Raw genomic sequence first — 21,731 nt, 5'->3', positions numbered from 1 at the left:
GGCGTGGGTATTGTTTTTCAAACCCTGCTTATGCCTGAACGGCGCTCTGTCATTTTTGCGCTAAAAGGCGTTATTGCTATGTCCATGGCATTAACCTTATCTATGTTCTTAAACCTTGATCGGCCTTATTGGGCGTTGATTTCTGCTGTATTTTTACAAATGCGCCCTGAAAGCGGTTTGGTTATTGAAAAAGCTATTTTTCAAATTACTGGTACGCTCGTGGGTGGTTTAGTGGGTATTTTGATATTAAGTCAATTTATCTATTACCCTTATTTGGCCGTTGGTATTGTGACTTTGTGGCTTGGTTTAAATTCTGCTTTGTCAGCGATGGTGAGACAAACAAACTTTATCTATGGCTTTGCTATGGCGGGTGTGACCGCTGAAATTATTGTTTTACTTGTCATGGTATCCCCTTCGACGGCAGACAGCCAAGCCGTGTTTGCAGTGGCGCAAGCTAGGGTAAGTGAAATGATTATTGGCGCCATTTGTGCCGGTATTGTCAGCCATCTTTTTTGGCCAGTGAAGGTTAAAGATGGACTACAAATTCAATCTCGCTCAGTTATCAATCAAACGTTGAATTACCTTGTTGCCGAATTAGACCCATCAGGCTCTCATGAAAATCGTCATCAGCACATAGATGCTATTATGCAAACACTCAGTTTGGTTAGCGATGACTCAAGTGCAGTGGCATACGAAGGGCCAGAAGGGCCTGGGCGATCTCGTGCTGCCAATCAAATATGTCATAAAGTATTGTCTCTTTTGGCTGTGATTCAGATTTTTGGTCGTCTGCAACGGCGTCATACAGAAATGATGACGCCTGCGATTACGGAGCTTTTAGATCAATTCAGAAAGGCTTTTTCGAAAATTGCAGAAGCAGATGATTTTAATGACAGCTATGAGCAAGTAAGGATTCTGAGAAAAAATATTTCAGAGGTGCGACCACCTGAAGGTAGCAATCATCCCTTCGAAATAAGAATGCTAAAAACAGGCTTAGAGTTAACGGCGGATTTGGCGATTCTGTTGCGCGCATTTCGTGCGCTTGAAGAGCGTGATAGTACTTTGTTAAAAGCACCGAGTATGCACTCACATCGTGATCCGCTTGTGGGTTTGGTAACGGGCCTTAGAACCAGTTTGTATTTTTTAATAGGGGCCTTTTTATGGCTTAATACTGGTTCACCTGCCGCTTTAATGATTATGATTTTACCTGTTATCTTTTCAATTATGCTGGCTCGTTTGCCTCTGATGATTTTGAGCGTTGTACTGCGTCGTATGCTAATTGGTGTGTTGGTTGCTGTTCCTGTGGCTATTTTTTACGCACTTAATTTGCTAGCACAAAGTTCGGGACAGCTAGTGTTATTGTTATTGGTGCTTGCGGGTCCTTATTTTATAGGTTTGCTAGCCTTATCAAAACGAGAAACACTTCCTTACGGATTAGGTTTTTGTATTCCCTTTACGATTCTAGTTCGGCCTAGCATGGATATGTCTCTGGCTTTTTCTGTGGATTACACATTAAGTGCAGCCATGGCGATTTTTGTTGGTGTGATTATTTTGTATTGGTTGTTTCAGCTTATAGAAGGGCCGAGTAATCAGTTGCTGATTCGTCGCCTTTTTAAAGCGACAACAGAAGACTTAGCTGGACTTAAAAATAGAGAGAACGCAGAAGCTTGGTTTAACCGAAGAATGGAAGACCGCTTACTGCGTTTGATTAATTACGATCAGCGCTCAAAGACTCGAGTAGTAACCGATTTAGGTTTGACTGGGCTAAATTTGGGGCATGTTTCTATTCGCTTGCATTCACTTTGTGAAAGCATTGTGGGGGCTGATTTAAGGGCTGTTGACGAGTGGCAAAGCGCACTAGCAAAGGCTTTTATGATGGCAACAAAAGGTCAATTTGATGAAGGCTTTAACAATGCCTGTGTAATATTGAATCATGAACTGATTAGAAAAGTAGGTAAAACCTCTCAAACTGATATGATTCAGGGGATGTTTCAAAGAGTGAACTTGTCTTTACAGCGAAGTGCGGAAGTAATGGCAGAAGAGCCAAACTGATTTTGGCTTGTCTGCTTTAATTCTCTTCCCTAAATTCATTGGTTATATAGTCAAATGCCAATCAGCGTTAGATTTGCAGGCAAAAACAGTTTTGGCGTTGATGCAGTCGCTGTTTTGGATTCTGCTCATGGCTTGATCTCGAGTGCAGCCAAATGCCTGCATATGTCTTTGAGCAAGTCGTTCGAAAGCAAGCTCTAATGGCGTATCAAGAAACCAATGTTGATCCATCAAACCGGCAGATTCTTGCCAGCCATCGTCTTTGTGAAGAAGATAAAGCCCTTCAATTAGTATTATTTTAGTGTCTTTCGAGATGATAATATCATTCTCAATTGGGTCACCTAAACGATGATCAAAGCTTGGCCAAAGTACGTCTTGTTGAAGATAGATGTCTTTTAAGCTTCTTGTTTTTTGAATGAACCTCTCGGTATCAAACGTCCATGGTGCACCACGCCTTGAAAAAGCCTCCTCTGCATTAGGTAGTTCCGCAAGGGCTTGTTTGGTTAGGTGAAAGCCATCCATGGAAAGGCAAGCTACTTGGTTGGGATATAGTTCTTTCATTCTTGTGTAGAGGTATCTAGCAAGAGTGCTTTTTCCTGATCCTGGTCCGCCACTTAAACCAATTATTGAGCGATTAGGTTTAACTAACATGCTTTCCATTTTTTTTATTGCTTGCTCTACATCGCTAGAGTACGCATATAAGTTATGTAGTTTATCTGGGATCATGTTGTGCTCCTATAAAATATCATTGCTCTTTCTTAAGGTCGCTGTATATCGCTACCTTAAGTGTAGACTGAACGACGTTTTATGTTCGTCTTCATTGCGTAGGTAATTTTTAACAAGAAAGCAAGAAAATGACATTGTCATAGCTCAAGCAGTTAGCCATCTCTTATTTGATTGCACACAGAATCAATTTTTCCAGTCGTTTTAAGTAGAGGGTATGCGTCTCTATTGGATGAAATGATTATTAGACCTTTGATTGGCACCTTTTTTAGACGAGAAACGAAGAGCGTTATCCCGAGGTTACTGGTGTTGTATAAAACATCGACTGTAAGAAGAGATCCCTACATTCTTTTTTTTGCTATGTCTTTTCAATTATTAGAGCGGCCTTTTACTTACTTTGATGCAAAACAGGGTGTTTTACATTGAGTGAAACGTCTTCCAATGTTATTATTTTCTCCCGTCCTGAAGGTGTATTTATCTGCACCATCAAATCTAATTTTCTCATTTTTTAAGGCGGGTTAAACACTCATGGCGACACGATATATTTTCGTCACAGGCGGCGTAGTTTCATCACTTGGTAAAGGTCTGACTGCTGCTTCTTTAGCCGCGATACTCGAATCACGTGGGCTAAAAGTCACCATGCTAAAATTGGATCCATACATCAATGTGGATCCTGGTACCATGAGTCCTTTCCAGCACGGTGAAGTTTACGTTACCGAAGATGGTGCGGAAACGGATCTAGATCTAGGTCACTATGAACGTTTTATCTCCACTAAAATGGGCAAGCGTAATAACTTTACGACAGGGCGTGTTTATCAACACGTTTTGAAGAAAGAGCGCCGTGGCGAGTACCTTGGTGGTACTGTTCAAGTTATTCCCCACATCACAGATGAAATCAAACGACGTGTTATTGCCGGTGCACAAGGTGCCGATATCGCTTTAGTAGAAATTGGCGGTACCGTTGGTGATATTGAGTCACAGCCTTTCCTAGAAGCCGTTCGTCAGATGAAAGTTGAAGTTGGTTCTCATCGCGCTTTGTTTATGCATTTGACCTTGGTCCCTTACATCCGTACAGCGGGTGAAACAAAAACCAAACCGACACAGCATTCAGTCAAAGAATTGCGTTCCATTGGCATTCAGCCAGATATTCTTGTTTGTCGCTCTGAAGTTCCTATTGAAGCGCCTGAACGTAAGAAAATTTCTTTGTTTACTAACGTGGAAGAACGCGCAGTTATTTCTCTTCCAGATGCAGACACTATTTACCGTATTCCTCAAATGTTAAATGATCAGGGTCTGGATAACTTGATTGTAGAGCGTTTTGGTCTTGATTGTGATATCCCAGATTTGAGTATTTGGAACAAAGTAACTCAGGCAAAACTTAACCCTGAGAAGCAAGTTAATATTGCCATGGTCGGTAAGTACATGGAATTATTGGATGCTTATAAATCACTCATCGAAGCCATGGATCATGCGGGTATTCATGCTCGAACAAAAGTGAAATTGCATTATATTGACTCTGAGAGTATTGAAGAGAACGGAACAGACCAGCTTAAAGGAATGGATGCTATTCTTGTTCCTGGTGGTTTTGGTGAACGTGGTGTAGAGGGCAAAATTACCACTGCTCAATATGCTCGTGAAAACAAGGTGCCATACTTGGGTATCTGTTTAGGTATGCAAGTAGCAGTTATTGAATTTGCTCGAAATGTAGCAAACTTATCTGGTGCACACAGTACAGAATTTAATCTTAAAGCAGAGAACCCAGTCGTTGGTCTGATTACTGAATGGACTAATGCAGAGGGTTCCAAAGAAATCCGGTCAGAGGAATCCGATCTAGGTGGAACAATGCGTTTAGGCGCCCAAGACTGTAATTTAACGCAAGGCACAAAAGCATTTGAGGCCTACGGGAAAGACGTCATTGAAGAGCGCCATCGTCATCGTTACGAAGTAAATAATTTCTATGTGTCAGCGCTTGAAAAAGCGGGTTTGACCATTTCAGGTCGCTCGGCAGATAACTCCTTGGTTGAGATGGTTGAAATTGCGGATCATCCTTGGTTTGTTGCTTGTCAGTTCCATCCTGAATTTACTTCTACGCCTAGATATGGACATGGGCTATTTAGTGCCTTTGTCCATGCGGCATTGAAATATGCTGGCAAAGAAAAATAACGGTTAGCAAACAGATTGTTTGTAATTTTTTATTTATTTTAAGAGGTTTTTTATGAGTCAGATCGTTGATATTAAAGCCAGAGAAGTTTTAGATTCTCGTGGTAATCCTACTGTTGAAGCTGATGTTATTTTGGCTGATGGTGCAGTGGGTTCAGCGTGTGCACCTTCTGGTGCCTCTACCGGTTCTCGAGAAGCTTTAGAATTACGTGATGGCGATAAAAGTCGTTATTTAGGTAAGGGTGTTCTAAAAGCAGTTGCAGCGGTAAATGGTCCAATTCGTGATGCCTTGATAGGGAAAAGCGCACTAGATCAAAAAGAGCTTGATCAGGTGATGATCGACTTAGATGGTACTGAGAATAAATCTACTTTTGGGGCGAATGCCATTTTAGCGGTTTCTTTGGCAGCGGCGAAAGCAGCGGCAATTTCTAAAAAGGTACCTCTTTACCAACACATTGCTGATTTGAATGGTACACCAGGTGTTTATTCTATGCCTGTGCCTATGATGAACATCATCAATGGTGGTGAGCACGCTGATAACAACGTTGATATCCAAGAGTTTATGATTCAGCCAGTTGGTGCACCAAATTTCCGTGAAGCATTACGTTACGGCGCTGAAATCTTCCATGCTCTGAAAAAAGTATTGAGTGATCGTGGTCTAAGTACAGCAGTGGGTGATGAAGGTGGTTTTGCGCCAAACCTTTCGTCTAACGCTGAAGCATTGGCTGTAATTAAAGAAGCTGTTGCAGCGGCGGGCTATGATCTAGGTAAAGATATTACGTTAGCAATGGATTGTGCAGCCTCTGAGTTTTATGATAAAGAAGCCAATATCTATGACCTTAAAGGTGAAGGTAAAAAATTCACTTCTGAAGAGTTTAACGTTTTCCTACAAGATCTTACTAAGCAATATCCAATCGTTTCGATTGAAGATGGTCTTGATGAGTCTGATTGGGATGGCTTTGCACATCAAACTAAATTGATGGGTGATAAAATCCAATTAGTTGGTGATGATCTGTTTGTAACCAATACTAAGATTCTTAAGCGTGGTATCGACAACGGTATCGCTAACTCGATCTTAATCAAGTTTAACCAAATTGGTTCTTTAACTGAAACATTAGCGGCCATTAAAATGGCTAAAGATGCTGGTTTTACCGTTGTTATTTCTCATCGCTCTGGCGAAACAGAAGACGCAACAATTGCAGATCTTGCGGTTGGTACAGCGGCTGGACAAATTAAAACTGGTTCATTATGTCGTTCTGACCGTGTAGCTAAGTACAACCAATTGCTACGTATTGAAGAGCAATTAGGTGGAAAAGCACCATACAAAGGTCTTTCTGAGATCAAAGGTCAGGCATAATTTGCCCTGATCTAAAAAGGGAGAACATTGTTCTCCCTTTTTTTATACTTTTTTAGTCGATTTCCTTTAATAATAGGGAGTCGTTAATAGATAGAGGGCGTTATGCTGCGATCGATGTTTTTTCTGTTTGCTTGTGTCATTTGTTATCAGGGATATCATCTATATTATGGTGATCAAGGGATAAAGCGCCAAGAGGAATTAGCTAAACAGATTGAATATCAAGAAAGTGTGAACCTTCGACTTAAACACCGTAATCAAGCATTAAGGGCTCAGGTTGATGATCTCCGGCAGGGTGAAGAGGCTGTTGAAGAGCATATTCGAACCGAGCTTCAATATATTAAAGATGGTGAAGTATTTTATCGGATAGTTGGAAAATGACAGAACCACATTGGATTATTATTCCTGCTGCAGGGGTTGGCCAGCGTATGAAGGCGGGCTTTCCTAAGCAATACCTCCCTTTGGCTGGACAGTCTATTCTAGATCGTACTATTTCCATTTTTGTAAACCATCCTATGGTTGCCGGTATTCTTGTTGGTTTAGGCTTAAATGATGCTTACTGGCAAGAATCAAAATGGATAAATCATCCCCAAGTCTCTACTTATATCGGGGGTGAAACGCGCAGCGAAACCGTTCAGTTAGGGTTGGCCTTTCTCAATGAATGTCATGGAATAGATCAACAGTCAGTGTTAGTTCATGACGCCGCTCGGCCTCTTCTAACGCAAGATGCATTAGACCGTATTATTGCGAACGTTAGTAAGCATGGCGCTATTTTAGCGATTCCCGCACGCGATACGATTAAACGTCAGTCTCCATCAGGTAATGTTCAGAATACGTTAGACCGCAAGGATATTTGGCTGGCGCAAACGCCACAAAAATTCCCCGCACATGATTTACTTGAAGCGCTGAAAAAAGCTCACTTGCACGGTGTTGAGATCACAGATGAGTGTTCTGCTATGGAATTTATAGGTTGGCACCCTGATCTTGTTGTCGGCGAAAGTAGCAATATAAAAGTCACCTTACCGGAAGACTTATTAATCGCAGAAGCATTATTTTCACAACTTAATTAATTACAAAATGGGAGGCTTCTTATGATGCCGTTTCGTATCGGTCATGGTTTTGATGTACATAAATTCGGTGAAGGTGACCATATTGTTTTAGGTGGTGAAAAGATCCCTTACTCCCAAGGTTTAATTGCCCATTCTGATGGCGATGTCGCTTTACATGCATTAACTGATGCCCTATTAGGCGCCGCAGCATTAGGTGATATAGGCAAACATTTCCCTGATACCGATGCGGCTTTCTCAGGTGCTGACAGCCGAGAACTTCTTAAGCGAGCTTATCAAGAAATTCGAATTTTGGGTTTTTTGGTTGGCAATGTGGATATCACTATTATTGCTCAAGCACCGACAATGCGGCCTTATATCGATTCGATGCGTCAAAATATCGCTGAAGATTTATCAATCGATATTGATGCGGTTAATGTAAAAGCAACGACAACAGAAAAGTTAGGTTTTACTGGGCGAAAAGAGGGTATCGCTGTTGAAGCGGTAGCACTAATTTATAAAGTGAGTAACGAATGAACACCGATTGGCGCTATGCCTGGTCAAAACCAACGATTACTGGAGACTTAAAAACCACAGTACAGGACTTTTATGTTGAAGAAGTTTTGGGTTTTGAGCCAGATGAACAAGGTGAGTTTTGTTTTGTTTTTATTGAAAAACAAGGAATTAATACAGATTTCCTTGCTAAGCGTTTGGCTCAAATTGCAGGGGTTGCACCCAACAAGGTAACTTATAGTGGCGTTAAAGATCGCCATGCTTGTACAAGACAGTGGTTTTGCCTTCATGTACTTAACCAAACGCCTGACTTTTCTACTATTCAGGAAGCATTTCGTGAGCCTGAAAGTGTTCGCGTGATACAACAATCTCGTCACTCTAAAAAACTGCGCACCGGTAGCCATGTAGCAAACCGTTTTGTATTGCGAATTAGGGAGTTGGAAGGCGATTTAAGTGAACTAGAAGATCGCCTTGAGTTGATTAAAATGGGGGGCGTGCCCAACTACTACGGTCCTCAGCGCTTTGGGATTAACGGCAATAATTTGCATAACGGCAAGAACCTTGTACTAAAAGGAAGGCAAAGTCGTAACAAGCTTTCAAAGACGGAATCTTTTTGGTTATCGGCGATTCGTTCTTGGTGCTTCAATGAAGCTTTGAGTGATCAAGTAGAAACAGGAATGTGGGCTCGACTTTGCGACGCAGATATTGCTCAGCATCAGGGTAAAGATAACCAATTTCGAGTGAAAGACATGACAGCGGCTCTGCATCTTGGTGCGATGAGAGGTAAGTTACACCCAGTGTTACCGTTAGTTTGTGAGGGTTGGGAGGCTGGAACGGGTCCGCAGCGAGAACAAGCAATAAAAAATAGTTTGTCGCAAAGTAATGAGCTTGTTGAGGCTTTGGTTAATTTTGGTTTGTCTCGAGAGAGTCGCTTGGCGCGACTAATGCCAATGGATATGGCCTGGGAATTGCTTCAAATACCAAATGAGAAAGCTCAACTTATAGTAGAGTTCTCACTTTCTAAAGGGTGTTTTGCGACCAGTATATTGCGTGAAATGATAGATTTTATTGACAAATCAGCAGAGAAATATCATGAGAATATTGATCGCGAATGATGATGGTATTGATGCTCAGGGAATTAACATACTCGCTCTTCAATTGGCGACCAAATATGACATTTTAGTGGTGGCACCTGATCGAAATCGTAGTGGAGCGAGTAATTCGTTAACGTTAACTAGACCATTACAACCAACTAAAATCTCAGATAATCATTATCGCGTAGATGGTACTCCGACCGATTGCGTTAATCTGGCATTGTCTGGCGTGATAGCTGGTCACGTTGATATGGTGGTTTCAGGCATTAACCATGGTGCTAATTTAGGGGATGACGTGATCTATTCTGGTACGGTCGCGGCGGCTATGGAGGCTCGTCATCTTGGCCGGCCTGCGTTGGCAGTGTCTTTAGTGGGAAGTATTCATTTTGAAACGGCAGCTAAGGTTATATTGCAACTAATCCAAGACTCTCCTTCATTAGTTATAGCCCCTGGAGTGCTGTTAAACATTAATGTACCTGATGTACCTTACGAGTCGTTAAAAGGCATTAAGGTCACGCGTCTTGGTTATCGGCATCGGGCTCAAGAAGCGATTAGTGCGCAGCATCCCAAAGGGCTTCCTAGCTTTTGGATTGGGGCGCTTTCAAAGCCTTACGATGCATCACCTGGAACAGACTTTCATGCGGTGGATGAAGGTTATGTATCTATTACGCCAATTCATACTGATATGACCAGTCATGAAGCCAAGAAACCTTTGGAAGATTGGGTTGTTTCTTTGACATTATGAGCCCATATGATCTGCAATGGTTGGTTAAACATACCGAGCCTAGAGCCGCACAGATGGTTGCTCAACTTAAAGAGCAGGGTATTGATCATCTAGAGTTATTGGCTCTTATGGGAAGTATTGCTCGTCATGAATTTGTTGAGCCTGCTTTTTCTCACCTTGCTTATTCTGCTACCCCTTTGCCTATCGGACGAAATCAAACTATAAGTCAGCCAGTGACTGTTGCGCGGATGACGCAATGGCTATTGAACTATGCGCGCCGTGGTCGGGTATTGGAAGTGGGAACAGGGTCTGGTTATCAAACGGCAATTCTTGCTCATTTTTTTAATAAAGTTCATACCATTGAGCGACAAGAGTCTCTCTATCAATTGTCCAAAGACCGACTTAATAGAATGAATATCAAAAACGTCGAGTTCTATTTTGGTGATGGTCAGATGGGTTGGCCACATAAAATCGACATGGATGCCGTTATCATTACCGCCATGGCGAGTAAAGTCCCGGTTGTGTTAACGGATTGTCTTAAAGAAAATGGCATTCTTATTATGCCAATCGATAGGCCTAGCTCTTGTATAGGGTGTTGGCAAAAAAAAGGTCAACATTGGAAATGTTTAGGAACAACGTCTGCGAACTTTGTTCCATTATTAGAAGGTAAAGAATATGCCTAATTGGCTAAAAGTGTATCTGGGTGGCGTAATGATGGGGGCTGCGGATGTTGTCCCTGGAGTATCTGGTGGTACTATTGCTTTTATCTTAGGTTTGTATGACCGTTTGATTAATGCGTTAAGTGGCGTTAACAAAGACAGCATCAAATTGCTTTTAAAAGGTGATTTTAAGGGGCTTTGGGGGCATTTTGATGGGCGTTTTTTATTACCACTTGGACTGGGCATTTTAACCAGTATTTTTGCAATTGCAGGGCTGATTACCCATTTGTTAGCAACGTATCCTGAGTATTTGTGGAGTTTTTTCTTTGGTTTGATTTTAGCCTCAGCGTATTTTTTAATTAGCCAAATACACGCGTTCTCATCTCGTCATTTTGCTTGTCTTGTGGTCGGAATAGCCGTAGGCGCTGCGATTTCTTTAATTGTGCCAACACAGTTAAACACTTCTTATCCCATGGTGTTTGTATCTGGGATGATTGCTATTTGCGCAATGATATTACCAGGCATTTCAGGCAGTTTTTTATTGCTGATGATGGGGATGTACGGTTTTATTTTAGGGGCTGTTAAAAGCTTTGATCTTTTGATTATAGCTATCTTTGCTTGCGGGGCCTTGATTGGGTTGTTGAGCTTTTCTAAAGTACTTAATTATCTGCTTAAACACGCTAAACAGGTTACACTTTCTGCTTTAACAGGCATCATGCTAGGTGCTTTAGTCAAAGTATGGCCTTGGAAAGTGACGGATAGTTGGGTCATTATTGGCGATAAAAAGCTACCAGTAGAAGAGCATTTGATTCTTCCTTGGCAGTTGATGAGCTATCAAATCAGTACTGATTTATTGCTTCCATTGGTGTTTATCTTGCTAGGTTTTTTTAGTGTTTTTCTTATTTCTTACGTTTCTTTACGAAAAATATACAAATAATGATTTTTACTTTTCAGGTGACTTTTAAGGTTGTAGGTTATCAATAAATTTGCATTTAAAAAGGTATTTCCGCTATCTCCATCATGGCTTTTTATGTTGGTAGCGTCGATGTGCCTTTTTATTTCTGGCTGTTCTTATCAGGTCATTAACTTTCCAGACAAAAATGGTCAGTCCTACAACTCTAATAATGCCAGTGTTTCCTCAGTTCCTTCTTCTGGTTATCATCGAGTTAAAAGAGGTGAGACATTGTTTTCTATCGCATTTAGCTATGGTCTTGATTATCGAGAAGTGGCTAAATTAAATAGAATAAGTTCACCGTATACTATCTATCCGAAGCAAAAAATCTGGTTAAAAAATAAGCGGGAAACTGTTACAAAAAGAGTCAGGTCAGTCGCTTCAAAACCTACGCCTAGAGTAAAAGTTGTTTCAAAAACGGCTTCTGATATACAGCTTCAAAAGAAAAAAAATTCACCAGTTATTGCTTCGAAATCGTCGTCAAATAATTCTGAAAAAGTCTCATCTTGGCACTGGCCAATTGATGGTCCCGTGGTGAAGGGCTTTTCAAACGATGGGGTTAGTAGTAAAGGTATAGACATTAAAGGTCAAAAAGGCAATTTAGTAAAAGCCGCCGCAGATGGAACTGTTGTTTATGCCGGTAGTGGTTTAATTGGTTATGGTAATTTGGTAATAGTGAAACATAACGATGTTTATTTAAGCGCTTACGCATATAACCAAAGGATTTTGGTTAAGGAGCAGCAAAAAGTTCGTGCAGGAGATGCATTGGCTGTAATCGGTGGTAAGGGAAGTGAGAAGTCATTGCTTCATTTTGAAGTACGTCGCGATGGCCAACCAATTGATCCGCTCAAAGTGCTCCCCCGAAAATAATAAAAATAGCTGGGGACAAGGAGGGAATATGAAAGCAATTAATATGAATAATACAGCAAAGCAAATTCCAGATGCGTCAAATTACGATTTGGATATAGTTGATGACAATGAAATTGAAGACTCCATTAATGAAGAGTTCGAGTCTGCTGTTCATGCGAGATACGCCGCAGAAGACAATGGAAAAGTTTTAGATGTTACTCAGTTGTATTTGAGTGAAATTGGTTTTTCTCCTTTGCTCTCAGCCCAGGAAGAAGTGCATTTTGCTAGGCTTGCATTAAAAGGCGATGAAAAAGCGCGTAAACGAATGATTGAAAGCAATCTACGATTGGTGGTGAAGTTTTCACGTCGATATTTGAATCGCGGCTTATCTTTGTTAGACCTTATTGAAGAGGGCAACTTAGGATTAATTCGAGCGGTAGAAAAGTTTGATCCAGAGCGCGGTTTTCGATTCTCAACTTACGCCACATGGTGGATTCGTCAGACTATTGAACGAGCCATTATGAATCAGACTCGAACCATTCGTTTACCGATACACGTCGTTAAAGAACTTAACGTCTACCTTAGAGCGGCACGCGAACTCACTAAGAAACTTGATCATGAACCCAATGCGGAAGAAATTGCAGAGATGCTTGATCGGCCTGTAGCAGATGTCCAAAAAATGCTGGGTTTGAATGAACGAGTTCGCTCGATTGATTCACCTATCGGTGGTGCTGATAGTGACAAAAGTTTGGTGGAAATACTGGCAGACACTCATCAGCAAGGTCCAGAAGAAGATCGTCAAGACGGTGATGTGCTTCAGAGTATTGAAGGCTGGCTATGTGAGCTCAATGAGAAACAATGTGAAGTGATAATACGTCGTTTTGGTTTGCGTGGTCATGAAGCTAGTACATTAGAGGGCGTTGGTGCTGAAATTGGTTTAACTCGTGAGCGTGTTAGGCAAATTCAGGTAGAGGCTTTACGTAAGTTAAGAATGATGATGGATAGACAAGGTCTTTCTTTAGATGATGTGATTCGATTCGATAGTTAGCTCTTTTTTGACCAATAAACAACAAAGCCAGCAATCAGCTGGCTTTGTTGTTTTTGTCTTTGTCTTATTGCTAATTCAGTAACTACTAAATGTCGCCTTTACTCATGTCTAATATTTTTTGATTTACTTTATCTTGATATTTATCCGCAATACCTTTTACTTCGTAGGCAAGTATTTCTTCACCTTCTATTTCGATGACCTCTGGTAGGCTAGTAAAGACGCGGTTTTGTATATCATTCAATGTGAAAATAGCATCACTAATGACTAACTTATTTTGGCTTTGTGATTGGCTAAGATGAGAAGCTTGCTCTAATAGTGCTTGAATTCGTTGTATATCAAATTCGTTGTTGAGCATCATGTCTGTGATTTCAGGACCTCCCTTATGCAGTCCAAGGTGGAAGTTTAATGATGGGGTGTCATGATAAAGCTCATTGTCTAATAACTGCTCTACAAGTCCTAGAAATAGCTGAGCGGCGCTTATGGCATTGATATATAAGTTGTCTTGACTGGTTCGCGCACTAAAAAAGATGACCACAGAGTCGTTATCATATTGATGAACTTGCCCCATGAATGCTTCACTAGATTGAAAAATAGCGCGATAAATTGGTGTTAGTAAGTTAGCAACCTGCAGCGGTGTCATTTCGTCGTGCCAGTTCTCTAGATTCAATATGTCAAAATACAATAAGCAGCTGCGCTTATTGGATTCTTCAAAAATCTTATCAAAATCAATTTCTATTTGAGTTTTTGTTGTAATCTCTGGATTCGTTTTCTCTTCTATTAGTGGTTTTTCTATTTTTGGCCAATCAAGCGCTTGAAGCTCTTGAATAGATTGGCAGAGGCTTCTTCCTTCTTTGAATAGAGGGCTTGGAAGCTGACTGTCTAGGTGTCCTTTGGCTAGGTCTTTTAGAACATCTGTTGCTTGATTTATTGGGGAGAAGAGCCAGCGCGTTAAAAGGACAACGAGCAATAGAGTCACTGCACAAATAAAGATAGAGACGCCAATTAATAGATTATTCAGATGTTTAAGTGTTGATTGTGTCGGTGTTCGATCAAGTGTTATCAATACGTGGCCAACAACATCATCTCGAAAACGAATGCTAGAACTATATACTCGATGCTTATCTGAGGGCCTTAAGTCAACCGTTTTAGATACATCAGAATTGCCGCTATCGGCTTCAGCGAGTAATTCATCTTTCTTGTTATAAACACGAGCACTTAAAATATTATCATCAACCACAAGGCGGTTAAGTAGCACATTAAGGCTTAATAAATCATTAGTTAGAATAGACTGCGTCGCATTGAATGCGGCTTGAGTGGCTAAGCTACTGCCTAATACATCTGTTTGTTGGTTTAAATAGTTGCCCAAGGCTTGTGTCATGGTAAACCAAATAAGGCTGACAGTAAGTATCATCAAGGTCATAAAAACCGTGATAGTTATAATAGATGCCGTGAGCTTTTTCTTTAGAAAAAGCGCTAGTTTGTTGGTTTTAATGTTCGTCTCCATTTACGTCCTTCAGACTCACCCGTAAAATAATCGCTAAAGTATACACATCGTATCGGTGTTTTTCTTAATTCTTTAAAGTACAAGCAATACTTAGTTTCTACAAAGTGATTTGCTATAGTAGCGCGATCAATGTATTAGGAGTTTTTATGTCTGCCAGCATTACTTTAATTGGCTCTTTGAGTGCGCCATACCTTAGTCAGTTTAGGGCGTGGTTGAATGACCATTCTTTAGAAGGTGTTTTTCAAACTTTGACAGATGAGTTAGATGCTAACGATGTTGTTCGGGTGACATTAAGTCAACCATTTTCTGATAAGCAATTAGAGCCGATGAAAAAAGCTCTTTTGGTTCTTTCGGATGAAACAAAAATCGACCATATTTATCAGTCTACATCTCCAAACCTGTATCAAAAAGGAGTCGCTGTATTTGATATGGATTCAACACTTATTAAAGCTGAAGTGATGGATGAATTAGCCGTAGAAGCAGGCATTGGTGAACAAATTTCAGCGGTAACTGCAAGCGCAATGCGCGGAGAAATTGATTTTGTTGAGAGTTTTGTTCAGCGACTTTCTTTATTAGACGGCCTAAGTAGCGATTTAATGGATGGAGTTTACCAGCGTATTGTCCACATGGATGGCATCGAAACTTTGATGAAAGTCTTACATCACTTTGGCTGGCATACGGCTATACTATCTGGTGGTTTTACGTATTTTGCAGATCGTGTACAGGATCAATATGGAATCACGGAAGTGCATGCGAACGTACTTGAAATTGAATCTGGACATTTAACAGGCAAGCATATTGGACCAATTGTGGATGCTGAGCGTAAGCAGCTTTTGTTGTCTGAAATTGTGACTAATACCGGAGTAAGTTGGGGGCAAACAATTGCTTGTGGCGATGGTGCTAATGACCTTCTGATGCTTAATAAAGCAGCACTAGGCGTGGCTTTGCATGCTAAGCCACTAGTAAGAGAGAAGTCGCCATGTCCAATGAATAATTTAGGATTGGATGGTATTTTGTATTTGTTAGGACTTTCTTCTGTACAAATTCGTGACATCGTTGCGTAATCTGTATTACGACGTAATGTCGTTAGATTCACTAGCTGGAGTGGGCATTTGTCTGAGATAAGATTGTCAGATATAGACTTGAACTTATTATATATATTTCGAGTTCTTATTGAAGAATTAAACGTAACAAAAGCCGCGGCCCGGCTTGACGTGTCGCAGCCGGCTGTCAGTCGTTCGCTTTCCAGGCTTAGGGATATTTTTGATGATCCTTTATTTGTTCGTACGTCACATGGTCTATCTCCGACAAAAAAGACACAGTCATTAACGCCGCTATTAATAGATATGCTTAAGGGGTTGGAAAGTTTAATTCAGCCCAGCGAATTTAAACCGCTTACTAGTAAGCGGCGTTTTGTCCTTTCTACAACGGATTTTGGCACCTTAACCGTGTTGCCAAAAATGTTGGATTGTTTTCAGCGAGCCGCGCCAAACGCGATACTGGACGTGAAAGCGTGGGATGAAGAAACTGCCAATGAATTAGATCACATGGATGTGGATTTAGCGGTGGCGGTGTTGTCTAAAGAACCGCCGGGTGGCATTCGGGCAATGCGCCTGAAAAGTGATTATATGGTTTGCTTAGCTCGAAAAGATCACCCTAATATTCAAGGTAAGCTTACATTAGAAAATTATCTACAATCAAATCATGTGCAAGTCGTATTAGGCCGGCGAGCTTATTTTGCGGTAGATAAAGAGCTAGATAAATTGGGTCATAAACGCCATGTTACTGTTCAGTTACCGACGTTTGTGCCAGCAGCAAGGGTCGTGATGGACAGTGATTTGTTACTGACAGTGCCACGATTGTTTGCTGAAGACATGGTGGCGACCGCTTCAGGGCTGGCACTTTATGAGTTGCCTTTCTCTAGTCGTTCCTTTGATTATTCTATGATTTGGCATGAAAGGTTTCAGCATGACCCTGCGCATCAATGGTTTCGAGGGTTATTAAGACACGCTTTTATTGAGGAAGAAAGTGAATAAAAGCGTGTCTAGCTAGACTATATGAAAAGAGTTTCTGCAAAACTAATGGTTAGAAGCCAGTGAAAGGGTAGAAAGGGTAGGAGCAACCGTATTCAATTGTGCTGTGCGCTTTGATACGAAGGTAGCCTTGGCTTTCACAGGCGGCCATAAGAGCCCCAGAGCTTTGCTGAGGATGAGCGTATGCAAGACCATCCGCTCCAAGAGATACTCGCAAAAACTCATCTCGTTTGATTGTTTTAGTGCGGCTAAACCCCGCATCAACGAGATAAGACACATCTAATAACCTAGCTTGGCCCGCACAGCGAGCTAGTAGGCGACGTGCAAACCAGTGAAAAGTCACCAAGGTAGAGCTCGGGTTTCCAGGAAGTCCTAAGAATGGCGTGTTGCCAAGTGATGCATGAACTAAGGGTTTTCCAGGTTTAATCGCAATTTTCCAAAGATGTACTTTGCCAAGTTTTTCCAATATAGCCTTTACATGATCCTCTTCGCCTACGGAAACTCCACCAGAAGACACGATAACATCGCTGCATGTTAAGAGGGTGTTAATAGCATATTCTGTTTCTTCAGGAGTATCTTTTGCATGAAGACATTGCGACACTTGGTAGCCTGCTTGGTTAACTAAAGCTTCAAGCATGGGCCCATTTGAATTGAATATTTGGCCTTCTTCTAATGTGTTCCCAGGGAGGATTAGTTCATCGCCAGTGGTTAGGATTCCAACTTTTAGAAGCTTGAAAACGCTGACTTGCGTATTACCTAAGCTTGAGAGTAATCCAATGTGCATTGGCGTGATCTTTGTGCCTTTTTTAATGATAACGTCCCCATTCGTAATGTCCTGTCCTTTTGGGCGGATATTACTTTTTAATGTGGGGGCTTTTTGAAAAGAAACGCCTTTTTCATGAAGCGTTGCTTCCTCTTGCATAATCACGGTATCGGCGTCATTTGGGATGTTGGCACCTGTGAAAATGCGAGCACAAGTGCCTTTTTGCAAAGGTGCGGGTGAACTGCCTGCAGGAATGCGCTGACTGATCTGAAATACTTTGTCTTTACTCCAATCAGCGAGGCAAAAAGCATAGCCATCCATTGCACTGTTGTCATGTGGAGGGACAAAAGAGCGCGCAATAATGTCTTCTGAGACAATGCGGCCTAATGCATTGTTCACTGCAATTTCTTCTATGCCAACTTGGATGTCCTGAATATTATCAATGGCTTTTAGAGCGTCTTCAAAGGGCAGTAATTCAGACATATTTTATACCTCGTGCAACTTAGGTTCATACGTGCCGAGAAGTAGTTCGACGAAGTTGCAAGGGCGATGAGTGGCATCTAATTGCTCTTTTAATATGCCGTTCCAAGCGGTACGGCAAGCACCTGTTGAGCCAGGAAGGCAAAAAATTAACGTGTTATTCGCTAGTCCAGCTACCGCTCGAGATTGAATGGTGGAGGTGCCGATTTCTTCATAGGATATTTGTCTAAATAGCTCACCAAAACCATCAATTTGCTTATCAAAAAGTGGAATCATCGCTTCAGGAGTACTGTCACGAGAGTAAAAACCTGTTCCTCCTGTGATCAAGACGACATGATTTTCATTGTCCGCTATCCATTTTGACACGACTGCGCGCATGGCATAAACATCATCTTTTACCAACTCTCGCTCATAAAGAAAATGGCCTGCGGTGGTTAATTTGGTGACTAGAGCGTCACCTGATGTGTCTTCTGCGAGTGATCGAGTATCTGATACGGTCAATACGCTAATTTGTAAGGGTCTAAAGGGTGTTGGAATTTTGCTCATTAGTGTTCCTTATTTAGCCCCCAGTCGCGCTCATGAAGCGAAGTATTTGAGGTGCTTCTTCAAGATTAAAGTGGTGCTTAAGAGGTTTTAAAGCCAGTGCTTCAATAATGCCTTCTTCTAGCGATAATGACTGCTGTAATGGCGCTCGTAAAAAAGGTTTAAGATCTTTTGAATGTTCGTTACCTAGACAAAGAAGTAATCGGCCTTCAGCGGTTAATCTCACTCGATTGCAAGTATCGCAAAAATTATGGCTGTGAGGTGAAATGACCCCAATTTTATTTCTATAGCCTTGTGCATCGTAGTAACGAGTTGGGCCGCTAGTAACTTGTTGGCTTTCAGTTAAGAGGAACGTAGATGAAAGGCGTTCAATTACTTCGTCGCTTGAAAGATAAGCAGCGGCTCGATCATGGTCTGTTATTATGCCTAATGGCATTTCTTCAATAAAGCTAATGTCCATCTCGCGATCTAGTGCAAATTGAGCTAGGTGATGTAATTCATCATCGTTGTGATGTTTGAGCATAACACTGTTTATTTTCAGTCTTTTAAAATTTAATGCGACAGCTTTGTCAATGCCATCCATGACTTGTTGGAACTTGTCTCGTCGAGTTAACGCATAGAATCGGTCAGCTTTTAGCGTGTCTAAGCTGATGTTGATTCGAGAGACACCTACGTTTAGAAGGTCGTTTGCCATTTTGTAGAGCTGAGAGCCATTCGTGGTAATAGTCAGCTCTTCGAGCCCTGGTTCGTTTGCAATTTGCTCTAATGCCCATAGCAAATTTTTACGGACTAGTGGTTCACCACCAGTGATTCTAATTCGCTTGGTGCCCATTGAAATGAATGTTTTGGCCACCAGAACGATTTCTTCTAAAGACAGAATTTGATTTTTTGGTAAAAAGGTAACGTCTTCATCCATGCAATAGGTGCAACGAAAGTCACACTTGTCTGTAACAGAAATGCGAAGATAGTCGATTTTACGATCGTATGGATCAATTAAAGATGACATTGCTCAGAAAATTACCTTTTTGAGTGAGTGTCCATCAAAACAAAAAAACGGACGTTTGGCAAAATCTAAACGGGGTTACGAGAGTTTATAAGTCATAGAGTGACTAGGTTCCTAGATAACTGCATAATTATAGCTAAATTCGTCTATCGTTCATTTACATAACTGTCGATATAACATTTAAGAAGGCCTAAAAATGAAGAAAGTAGTACACAACCTAATCGACCTCTTGAGACTTGAGCGTCTATCAAGCACTAAATTTATAGGCCGAAGTCAAGATATTGGCTTCCCTAAAGTATTTGGTGGTCAAGTTGTTGGTCAAAGTTTGAGTGCTGCGACCCAAACGGTTGAGGCAAGACACCCACATTCATTACATTGTTACTTTCTTCGTCCAGGGGATTCTAATCATCCTATTGAATACGATGTAGAGGTGGTTCGTGATGGTGGAAGTTTTAGTGTGCGTCGCGTGACAGCCTCACAATTTGGAAAAAGTATTCTTGTGATGACTATCTCTTTTCAAATAGAAGAGGGCGGTTTTGATCATCAAGAAGTGATGCCGAATGTGCCGGGGCCTGAGTCGTTCAAATCAGAGTTAAGTCTTTACCAAGAGCATGCTGGAGAGATTCCACAAAAAGTCAGAGAGCTATTCGTTGCAGATCGCCCTATAGAATATCGAATTGTTGAAAATCAAAACCCATTCAGACCTCGTCCAGGTATTGCGAAGCGACATATGTGGATCCGAAGTGTTGATGTGCTGCCTGATGAACCTTTGATCCATCAGTCTATGTTAGCTTATACGACAGATTATGGTTTTTTAGAAACGGCATTAATGCCACATGGTATTTCTATTGGTAACCCTTATTTAAATGTTGCTAGCTTAGATCACTCTATCTGGTTTCATCGGGCTTTTCGGTTAGATGAATGGCTTTTGTACGTTGCTGATTCTCCATCAGCAAGCCATTCACGGGGCTTTGTGAGAGGGCAGATATTTAATTTGTCTGGTGAGCTGGTGGCGTCTACTGCGCAAGAAGGATTGCTTCGTTATAACAAAAAAATGTAGTCACATTGTTTCAAATGTAATCGCATCGCTTCGTGCTGCTAGCGCGTTTATGGCGAATCCTAGAGGGGGTTAGAGTGATTATGTTGCTCTAATGCCCAGCGAACATGTTCGTTTACTAGCTCAGAAGTTGAATTTTTAGAACCTTCCAATGCCTTTATAATAGCCTCTTCTGTAGGAGCATTGCCTAGAGCGACGGCGATGTTTCTGCGCCAATTTTCATACCCTGTACGGCGTATAGGTGAGCCTTCGGTATTGCTTAAAAAAGTGGCTTCATCCCACAAAAATAAACTAACGAGATCTTCCGAGTCTAGATTATGTCTTGGTTGAAAGTCTTGTTCCGTGGTGTGTTTAGCAAACTTTGTCCATGGGCAAACCAGCTGGCAATCATCACAGCCAAAAATACGGTTCCCCATTTTAGATCTTAGTTCAACAGGAATGGCACCCTTGTGTTCAATAGTGAGATACGAAATACATTTACCCGCGTCTAACACCCAAGGCTTGACAAACGCATCGGTTGGGCACTGAGTCAGGCAAGCATCACAGCTGCCACAATGACGCGTCGTTGTCGGTGGATCAACGGGAAGAGGTAAGTTGGTGAAAATTTCACCTAATAAAAACCAGCTGCCGGCTTTTGGCGTAAGTAGTAGGGTGTTTTTGCCAATCCAACCCATGCCCGCTTGTTCGGCTACTTGGCGTTCTAATACAGGAGCGCTGTCGACAAAGGCACGGTAGCCATGTTCGCCAACCTGTTCTTCTATCTTTTTTGCCAGTTGGGTTAAGCGTTTACGGATCAGTTTGTGATAGTCACGACCCAGTGCATAACGTGCGATGTACGCTTTGTCTTTGGTTTTAAGGCGCTCGACTGTGGCCACTGACTGCGGCAAATAATGCATGCGCAAAGAAATGACTCGACGGGTGCCAGGGTGAAGTTTTTCAGGCTGAAAGCGGATGTCACCGTGGTTGGCAAGATAATCCATACCCGCATGATAGTCTTTTGCGAGCCAGTTATTGAAGTCGTCGCGATATTGCTCAAGGTCAGGCTCGACGATGCGCGCTTCCGCAAAGCCAAAATCAAGCGCCCATGATTTTATGTCGCTTACCAGCGCTGTTAGGCTCTGAGGATCTGAAAGAGAAGGAGGAAGCAAAAGTATTACCAGAGTGATGGTCTAACTAGATA

The 21,731-nt window shown here is 41.6% G+C and carries 21 protein-coding genes; 15 read left to right on the top strand and 6 right to left on the bottom strand.

Annotation, left to right across the window (positions count from 1 at the left end):
* The first annotated feature begins 3 nt into the window (after positions 1-3).
* Positions 4-2,049, top strand: coding sequence for an FUSC family protein (locus tag E0D70_RS08800; protein WP_133011908.1), 2,046 nt, complete (start codon positions 4-6; stop codon positions 2,047-2,049).
* 42 nt (positions 2,050-2,091) lie between these two features.
* Here the strand turns inward: E0D70_RS08800 and E0D70_RS08795 are convergent, their stop codons facing one another.
* The gene (locus tag E0D70_RS08795; protein WP_133011907.1) at positions 2,092-2,772 is read right to left on the bottom strand and encodes a nucleoside/nucleotide kinase family protein; all 681 of its coding nucleotides are present in this window, start codon (positions 2,770-2,772) and stop codon (positions 2,092-2,094) included.
* 525 nt (positions 2,773-3,297) lie between these two features.
* Here E0D70_RS08795 and E0D70_RS08790 point away from each other — a divergent pair.
* From E0D70_RS08790 to rpoS, 11 genes are all read left to right on the top strand, one after another.
* Positions 3,298-4,932, top strand: a complete 1,635-nt coding sequence (locus tag E0D70_RS08790) for a CTP synthase (RefSeq protein WP_133011906.1) — start codon at positions 3,298-3,300, stop codon at positions 4,930-4,932.
* A gap of 52 nt (positions 4,933-4,984) precedes the next feature.
* Complete coding sequence (eno, locus tag E0D70_RS08785) at positions 4,985-6,286, top strand: phosphopyruvate hydratase (protein ID WP_133011905.1); 1,302 nt, start codon at positions 4,985-4,987, stop codon at positions 6,284-6,286.
* Positions 6,287-6,388: 102 nt separating this feature from the next.
* Positions 6,389-6,664: a septum formation initiator family protein gene (locus tag E0D70_RS08780; protein WP_133011904.1), complete on the top strand. Its 276-nt coding sequence runs from the start codon at positions 6,389-6,391 to the stop codon at positions 6,662-6,664.
* Positions 6,661-7,353 (top strand): 2-C-methyl-D-erythritol 4-phosphate cytidylyltransferase, encoded by a 693-nt coding sequence (gene ispD / locus E0D70_RS08775; protein WP_133011903.1) that lies wholly within the window; start codon positions 6,661-6,663, stop codon positions 7,351-7,353. Before E0D70_RS08780 ends, ispD begins: the two co-directional genes overlap by 4 nt.
* A gap of 21 nt (positions 7,354-7,374) precedes the next feature.
* Positions 7,375-7,866 (top strand): 2-C-methyl-D-erythritol 2,4-cyclodiphosphate synthase, encoded by a 492-nt coding sequence (gene ispF / locus E0D70_RS08770; protein WP_133011902.1) that lies wholly within the window; start codon positions 7,375-7,377, stop codon positions 7,864-7,866.
* Positions 7,863-8,957 carry a tRNA pseudouridine(13) synthase TruD gene (gene truD / locus E0D70_RS08765; protein ID WP_133011901.1) on the top strand — a complete coding sequence of 365 codons (1,095 nt, stop codon included), beginning with the start codon at positions 7,863-7,865 and terminating at the stop codon, positions 8,955-8,957. Before ispF ends, truD begins: the two co-directional genes overlap by 4 nt.
* A complete protein-coding gene (gene surE, locus E0D70_RS08760) occupies positions 8,935-9,681 on the top strand; it encodes a 5'/3'-nucleotidase SurE (protein WP_133011900.1) in 747 nt (248 codons plus the stop codon). Before truD ends, surE begins: the two co-directional genes overlap by 23 nt.
* Entirely contained in the window at positions 9,678-10,343 is a 666-nt protein-coding gene (locus E0D70_RS08755; protein WP_133011899.1) for a protein-L-isoaspartate(D-aspartate) O-methyltransferase, read from the top strand. Before surE ends, E0D70_RS08755 begins: the two co-directional genes overlap by 4 nt.
* Complete coding sequence (locus E0D70_RS08750; protein ID WP_133011898.1) at positions 10,336-11,256, top strand: DUF368 domain-containing protein; 921 nt, start codon at positions 10,336-10,338, stop codon at positions 11,254-11,256. Before E0D70_RS08755 ends, E0D70_RS08750 begins: the two co-directional genes overlap by 8 nt.
* 93 nt (positions 11,257-11,349) lie before the next feature.
* Positions 11,350-12,141, top strand: a complete 792-nt coding sequence (locus E0D70_RS08745) for a peptidoglycan DD-metalloendopeptidase family protein (protein ID WP_133011897.1) — start codon at positions 11,350-11,352, stop codon at positions 12,139-12,141.
* A gap of 28 nt (positions 12,142-12,169) precedes the next feature.
* The gene (rpoS, locus tag E0D70_RS08740) at positions 12,170-13,168 is read left to right on the top strand and encodes an RNA polymerase sigma factor RpoS (protein ID WP_133011896.1); all 999 of its coding nucleotides are present in this window, start codon (positions 12,170-12,172) and stop codon (positions 13,166-13,168) included.
* A gap of 85 nt (positions 13,169-13,253) precedes the next feature.
* On the opposite strand, the gene E0D70_RS08735 is transcribed toward rpoS, so the two are convergent.
* A complete protein-coding gene (locus tag E0D70_RS08735) occupies positions 13,254-14,672 on the bottom strand; it encodes an AhpA/YtjB family protein (protein WP_133011895.1) in 1,419 nt (472 codons plus the stop codon).
* Positions 14,673-14,818: 146 nt separating this feature from the next.
* Between E0D70_RS08735 and serB the strand changes: the two genes are divergently transcribed.
* Entirely contained in the window at positions 14,819-15,736 is a 918-nt protein-coding gene (serB, locus tag E0D70_RS08730) for a phosphoserine phosphatase SerB (RefSeq protein WP_133011894.1), read from the top strand.
* A gap of 48 nt (positions 15,737-15,784) precedes the next feature.
* On the top strand, positions 15,785-16,708 hold the full coding sequence (locus tag E0D70_RS08725) for a LysR family transcriptional regulator (protein ID WP_133011893.1): 924 nt from the start codon (positions 15,785-15,787) through the stop codon (positions 16,706-16,708).
* 49 nt (positions 16,709-16,757) lie between these two features.
* Here E0D70_RS08725 and E0D70_RS08720 read toward each other — a convergent pair whose 3' ends face one another.
* From E0D70_RS08720 to moaA, 3 genes are read right to left on the bottom strand one after another with little or no spacing between them, the layout of a single operon-like run.
* The gene (locus E0D70_RS08720) at positions 16,758-17,951 is read right to left on the bottom strand and encodes a molybdopterin molybdotransferase MoeA (protein ID WP_133011892.1); all 1,194 of its coding nucleotides are present in this window, start codon (positions 17,949-17,951) and stop codon (positions 16,758-16,760) included.
* Between the two features lie 3 nt (positions 17,952-17,954).
* Positions 17,955-18,494 (bottom strand): molybdenum cofactor biosynthesis protein B, encoded by a 540-nt coding sequence (gene moaB, locus E0D70_RS08715; RefSeq protein WP_133011891.1) that lies wholly within the window; start codon positions 18,492-18,494, stop codon positions 17,955-17,957.
* Between the two features lie 13 nt (positions 18,495-18,507).
* Entirely contained in the window at positions 18,508-19,497 is a 990-nt protein-coding gene (gene moaA / locus E0D70_RS08710) for a GTP 3',8-cyclase MoaA (protein WP_133011890.1), read from the bottom strand.
* A 193-nt stretch (positions 19,498-19,690) separates the two neighbouring features.
* Between moaA and E0D70_RS08705 the strand changes: the two genes are divergently transcribed.
* The gene (locus E0D70_RS08705; protein WP_133011889.1) at positions 19,691-20,554 is read left to right on the top strand and encodes an acyl-CoA thioesterase; all 864 of its coding nucleotides are present in this window, start codon (positions 19,691-19,693) and stop codon (positions 20,552-20,554) included.
* Between the two features lie 59 nt (positions 20,555-20,613).
* Here the strand turns inward: E0D70_RS08705 and queG are convergent, their stop codons facing one another.
* Positions 20,614-21,699: a tRNA epoxyqueuosine(34) reductase QueG gene (gene queG, locus E0D70_RS08700; RefSeq protein WP_133011888.1), complete on the bottom strand. Its 1,086-nt coding sequence runs from the start codon at positions 21,697-21,699 to the stop codon at positions 20,614-20,616.
* Positions 21,700-21,731 lie beyond the last annotated feature (32 nt).

Source organism: Marinomonas flavescens (assembly GCF_004352835.1).
GTDB classification, from domain to species: Bacteria; Pseudomonadota; Gammaproteobacteria; order Pseudomonadales; family Marinomonadaceae; genus Marinomonas; species Marinomonas flavescens.
This window is presented reverse-complemented; position numbering and strand designations above follow the sequence as displayed.

Coding starts and splice junctions, on each gene's coding strand:
- surE (WP_133011900.1), top strand. CDS start 8,935: ATGAGAATATTGATCGCGAATGATGATGGTATTGATGCTCAGGGAATT.
- ispF (WP_133011902.1), top strand. CDS start 7,375: ATGATGCCGTTTCGTATCGGTCATGGTTTTGATGTACATAAATTCGGT.
- E0D70_RS08745 (WP_133011897.1), top strand. CDS start 11,350: ATGTTGGTAGCGTCGATGTGCCTTTTTATTTCTGGCTGTTCTTATCAG.
- rpoS (WP_133011896.1), top strand. CDS start 12,170: ATGAAAGCAATTAATATGAATAATACAGCAAAGCAAATTCCAGATGCG.
- E0D70_RS08780 (WP_133011904.1), top strand. CDS start 6,389: ATGCTGCGATCGATGTTTTTTCTGTTTGCTTGTGTCATTTGTTATCAG.
- ispD (WP_133011903.1), top strand. CDS start 6,661: ATGACAGAACCACATTGGATTATTATTCCTGCTGCAGGGGTTGGCCAG.
- E0D70_RS08795 (WP_133011907.1), bottom strand. CDS start 2,772: ATGATCCCAGATAAACTACATAACTTATATGCGTACTCTAGCGATGTA.
- E0D70_RS08705 (WP_133011889.1), top strand. CDS start 19,691: ATGAAGAAAGTAGTACACAACCTAATCGACCTCTTGAGACTTGAGCGT.
- serB (WP_133011894.1), top strand. CDS start 14,819: ATGTCTGCCAGCATTACTTTAATTGGCTCTTTGAGTGCGCCATACCTT.
- E0D70_RS08750 (WP_133011898.1), top strand. CDS start 10,336: ATGCCTAATTGGCTAAAAGTGTATCTGGGTGGCGTAATGATGGGGGCT.
- moaA (WP_133011890.1), bottom strand. CDS start 19,497: ATGTCATCTTTAATTGATCCATACGATCGTAAAATCGACTATCTTCGC.
- E0D70_RS08790 (WP_133011906.1), top strand. CDS start 3,298: ATGGCGACACGATATATTTTCGTCACAGGCGGCGTAGTTTCATCACTT.
- moaB (WP_133011891.1), bottom strand. CDS start 18,494: ATGAGCAAAATTCCAACACCCTTTAGACCCTTACAAATTAGCGTATTG.
- truD (WP_133011901.1), top strand. CDS start 7,863: ATGAACACCGATTGGCGCTATGCCTGGTCAAAACCAACGATTACTGGA.
- E0D70_RS08755 (WP_133011899.1), top strand. CDS start 9,678: ATGAGCCCATATGATCTGCAATGGTTGGTTAAACATACCGAGCCTAGA.
- E0D70_RS08720 (WP_133011892.1), bottom strand. CDS start 17,951: ATGTCTGAATTACTGCCCTTTGAAGACGCTCTAAAAGCCATTGATAAT.
- E0D70_RS08735 (WP_133011895.1), bottom strand. CDS start 14,672: ATGGAGACGAACATTAAAACCAACAAACTAGCGCTTTTTCTAAAGAAA.
- eno (WP_133011905.1), top strand. CDS start 4,985: ATGAGTCAGATCGTTGATATTAAAGCCAGAGAAGTTTTAGATTCTCGT.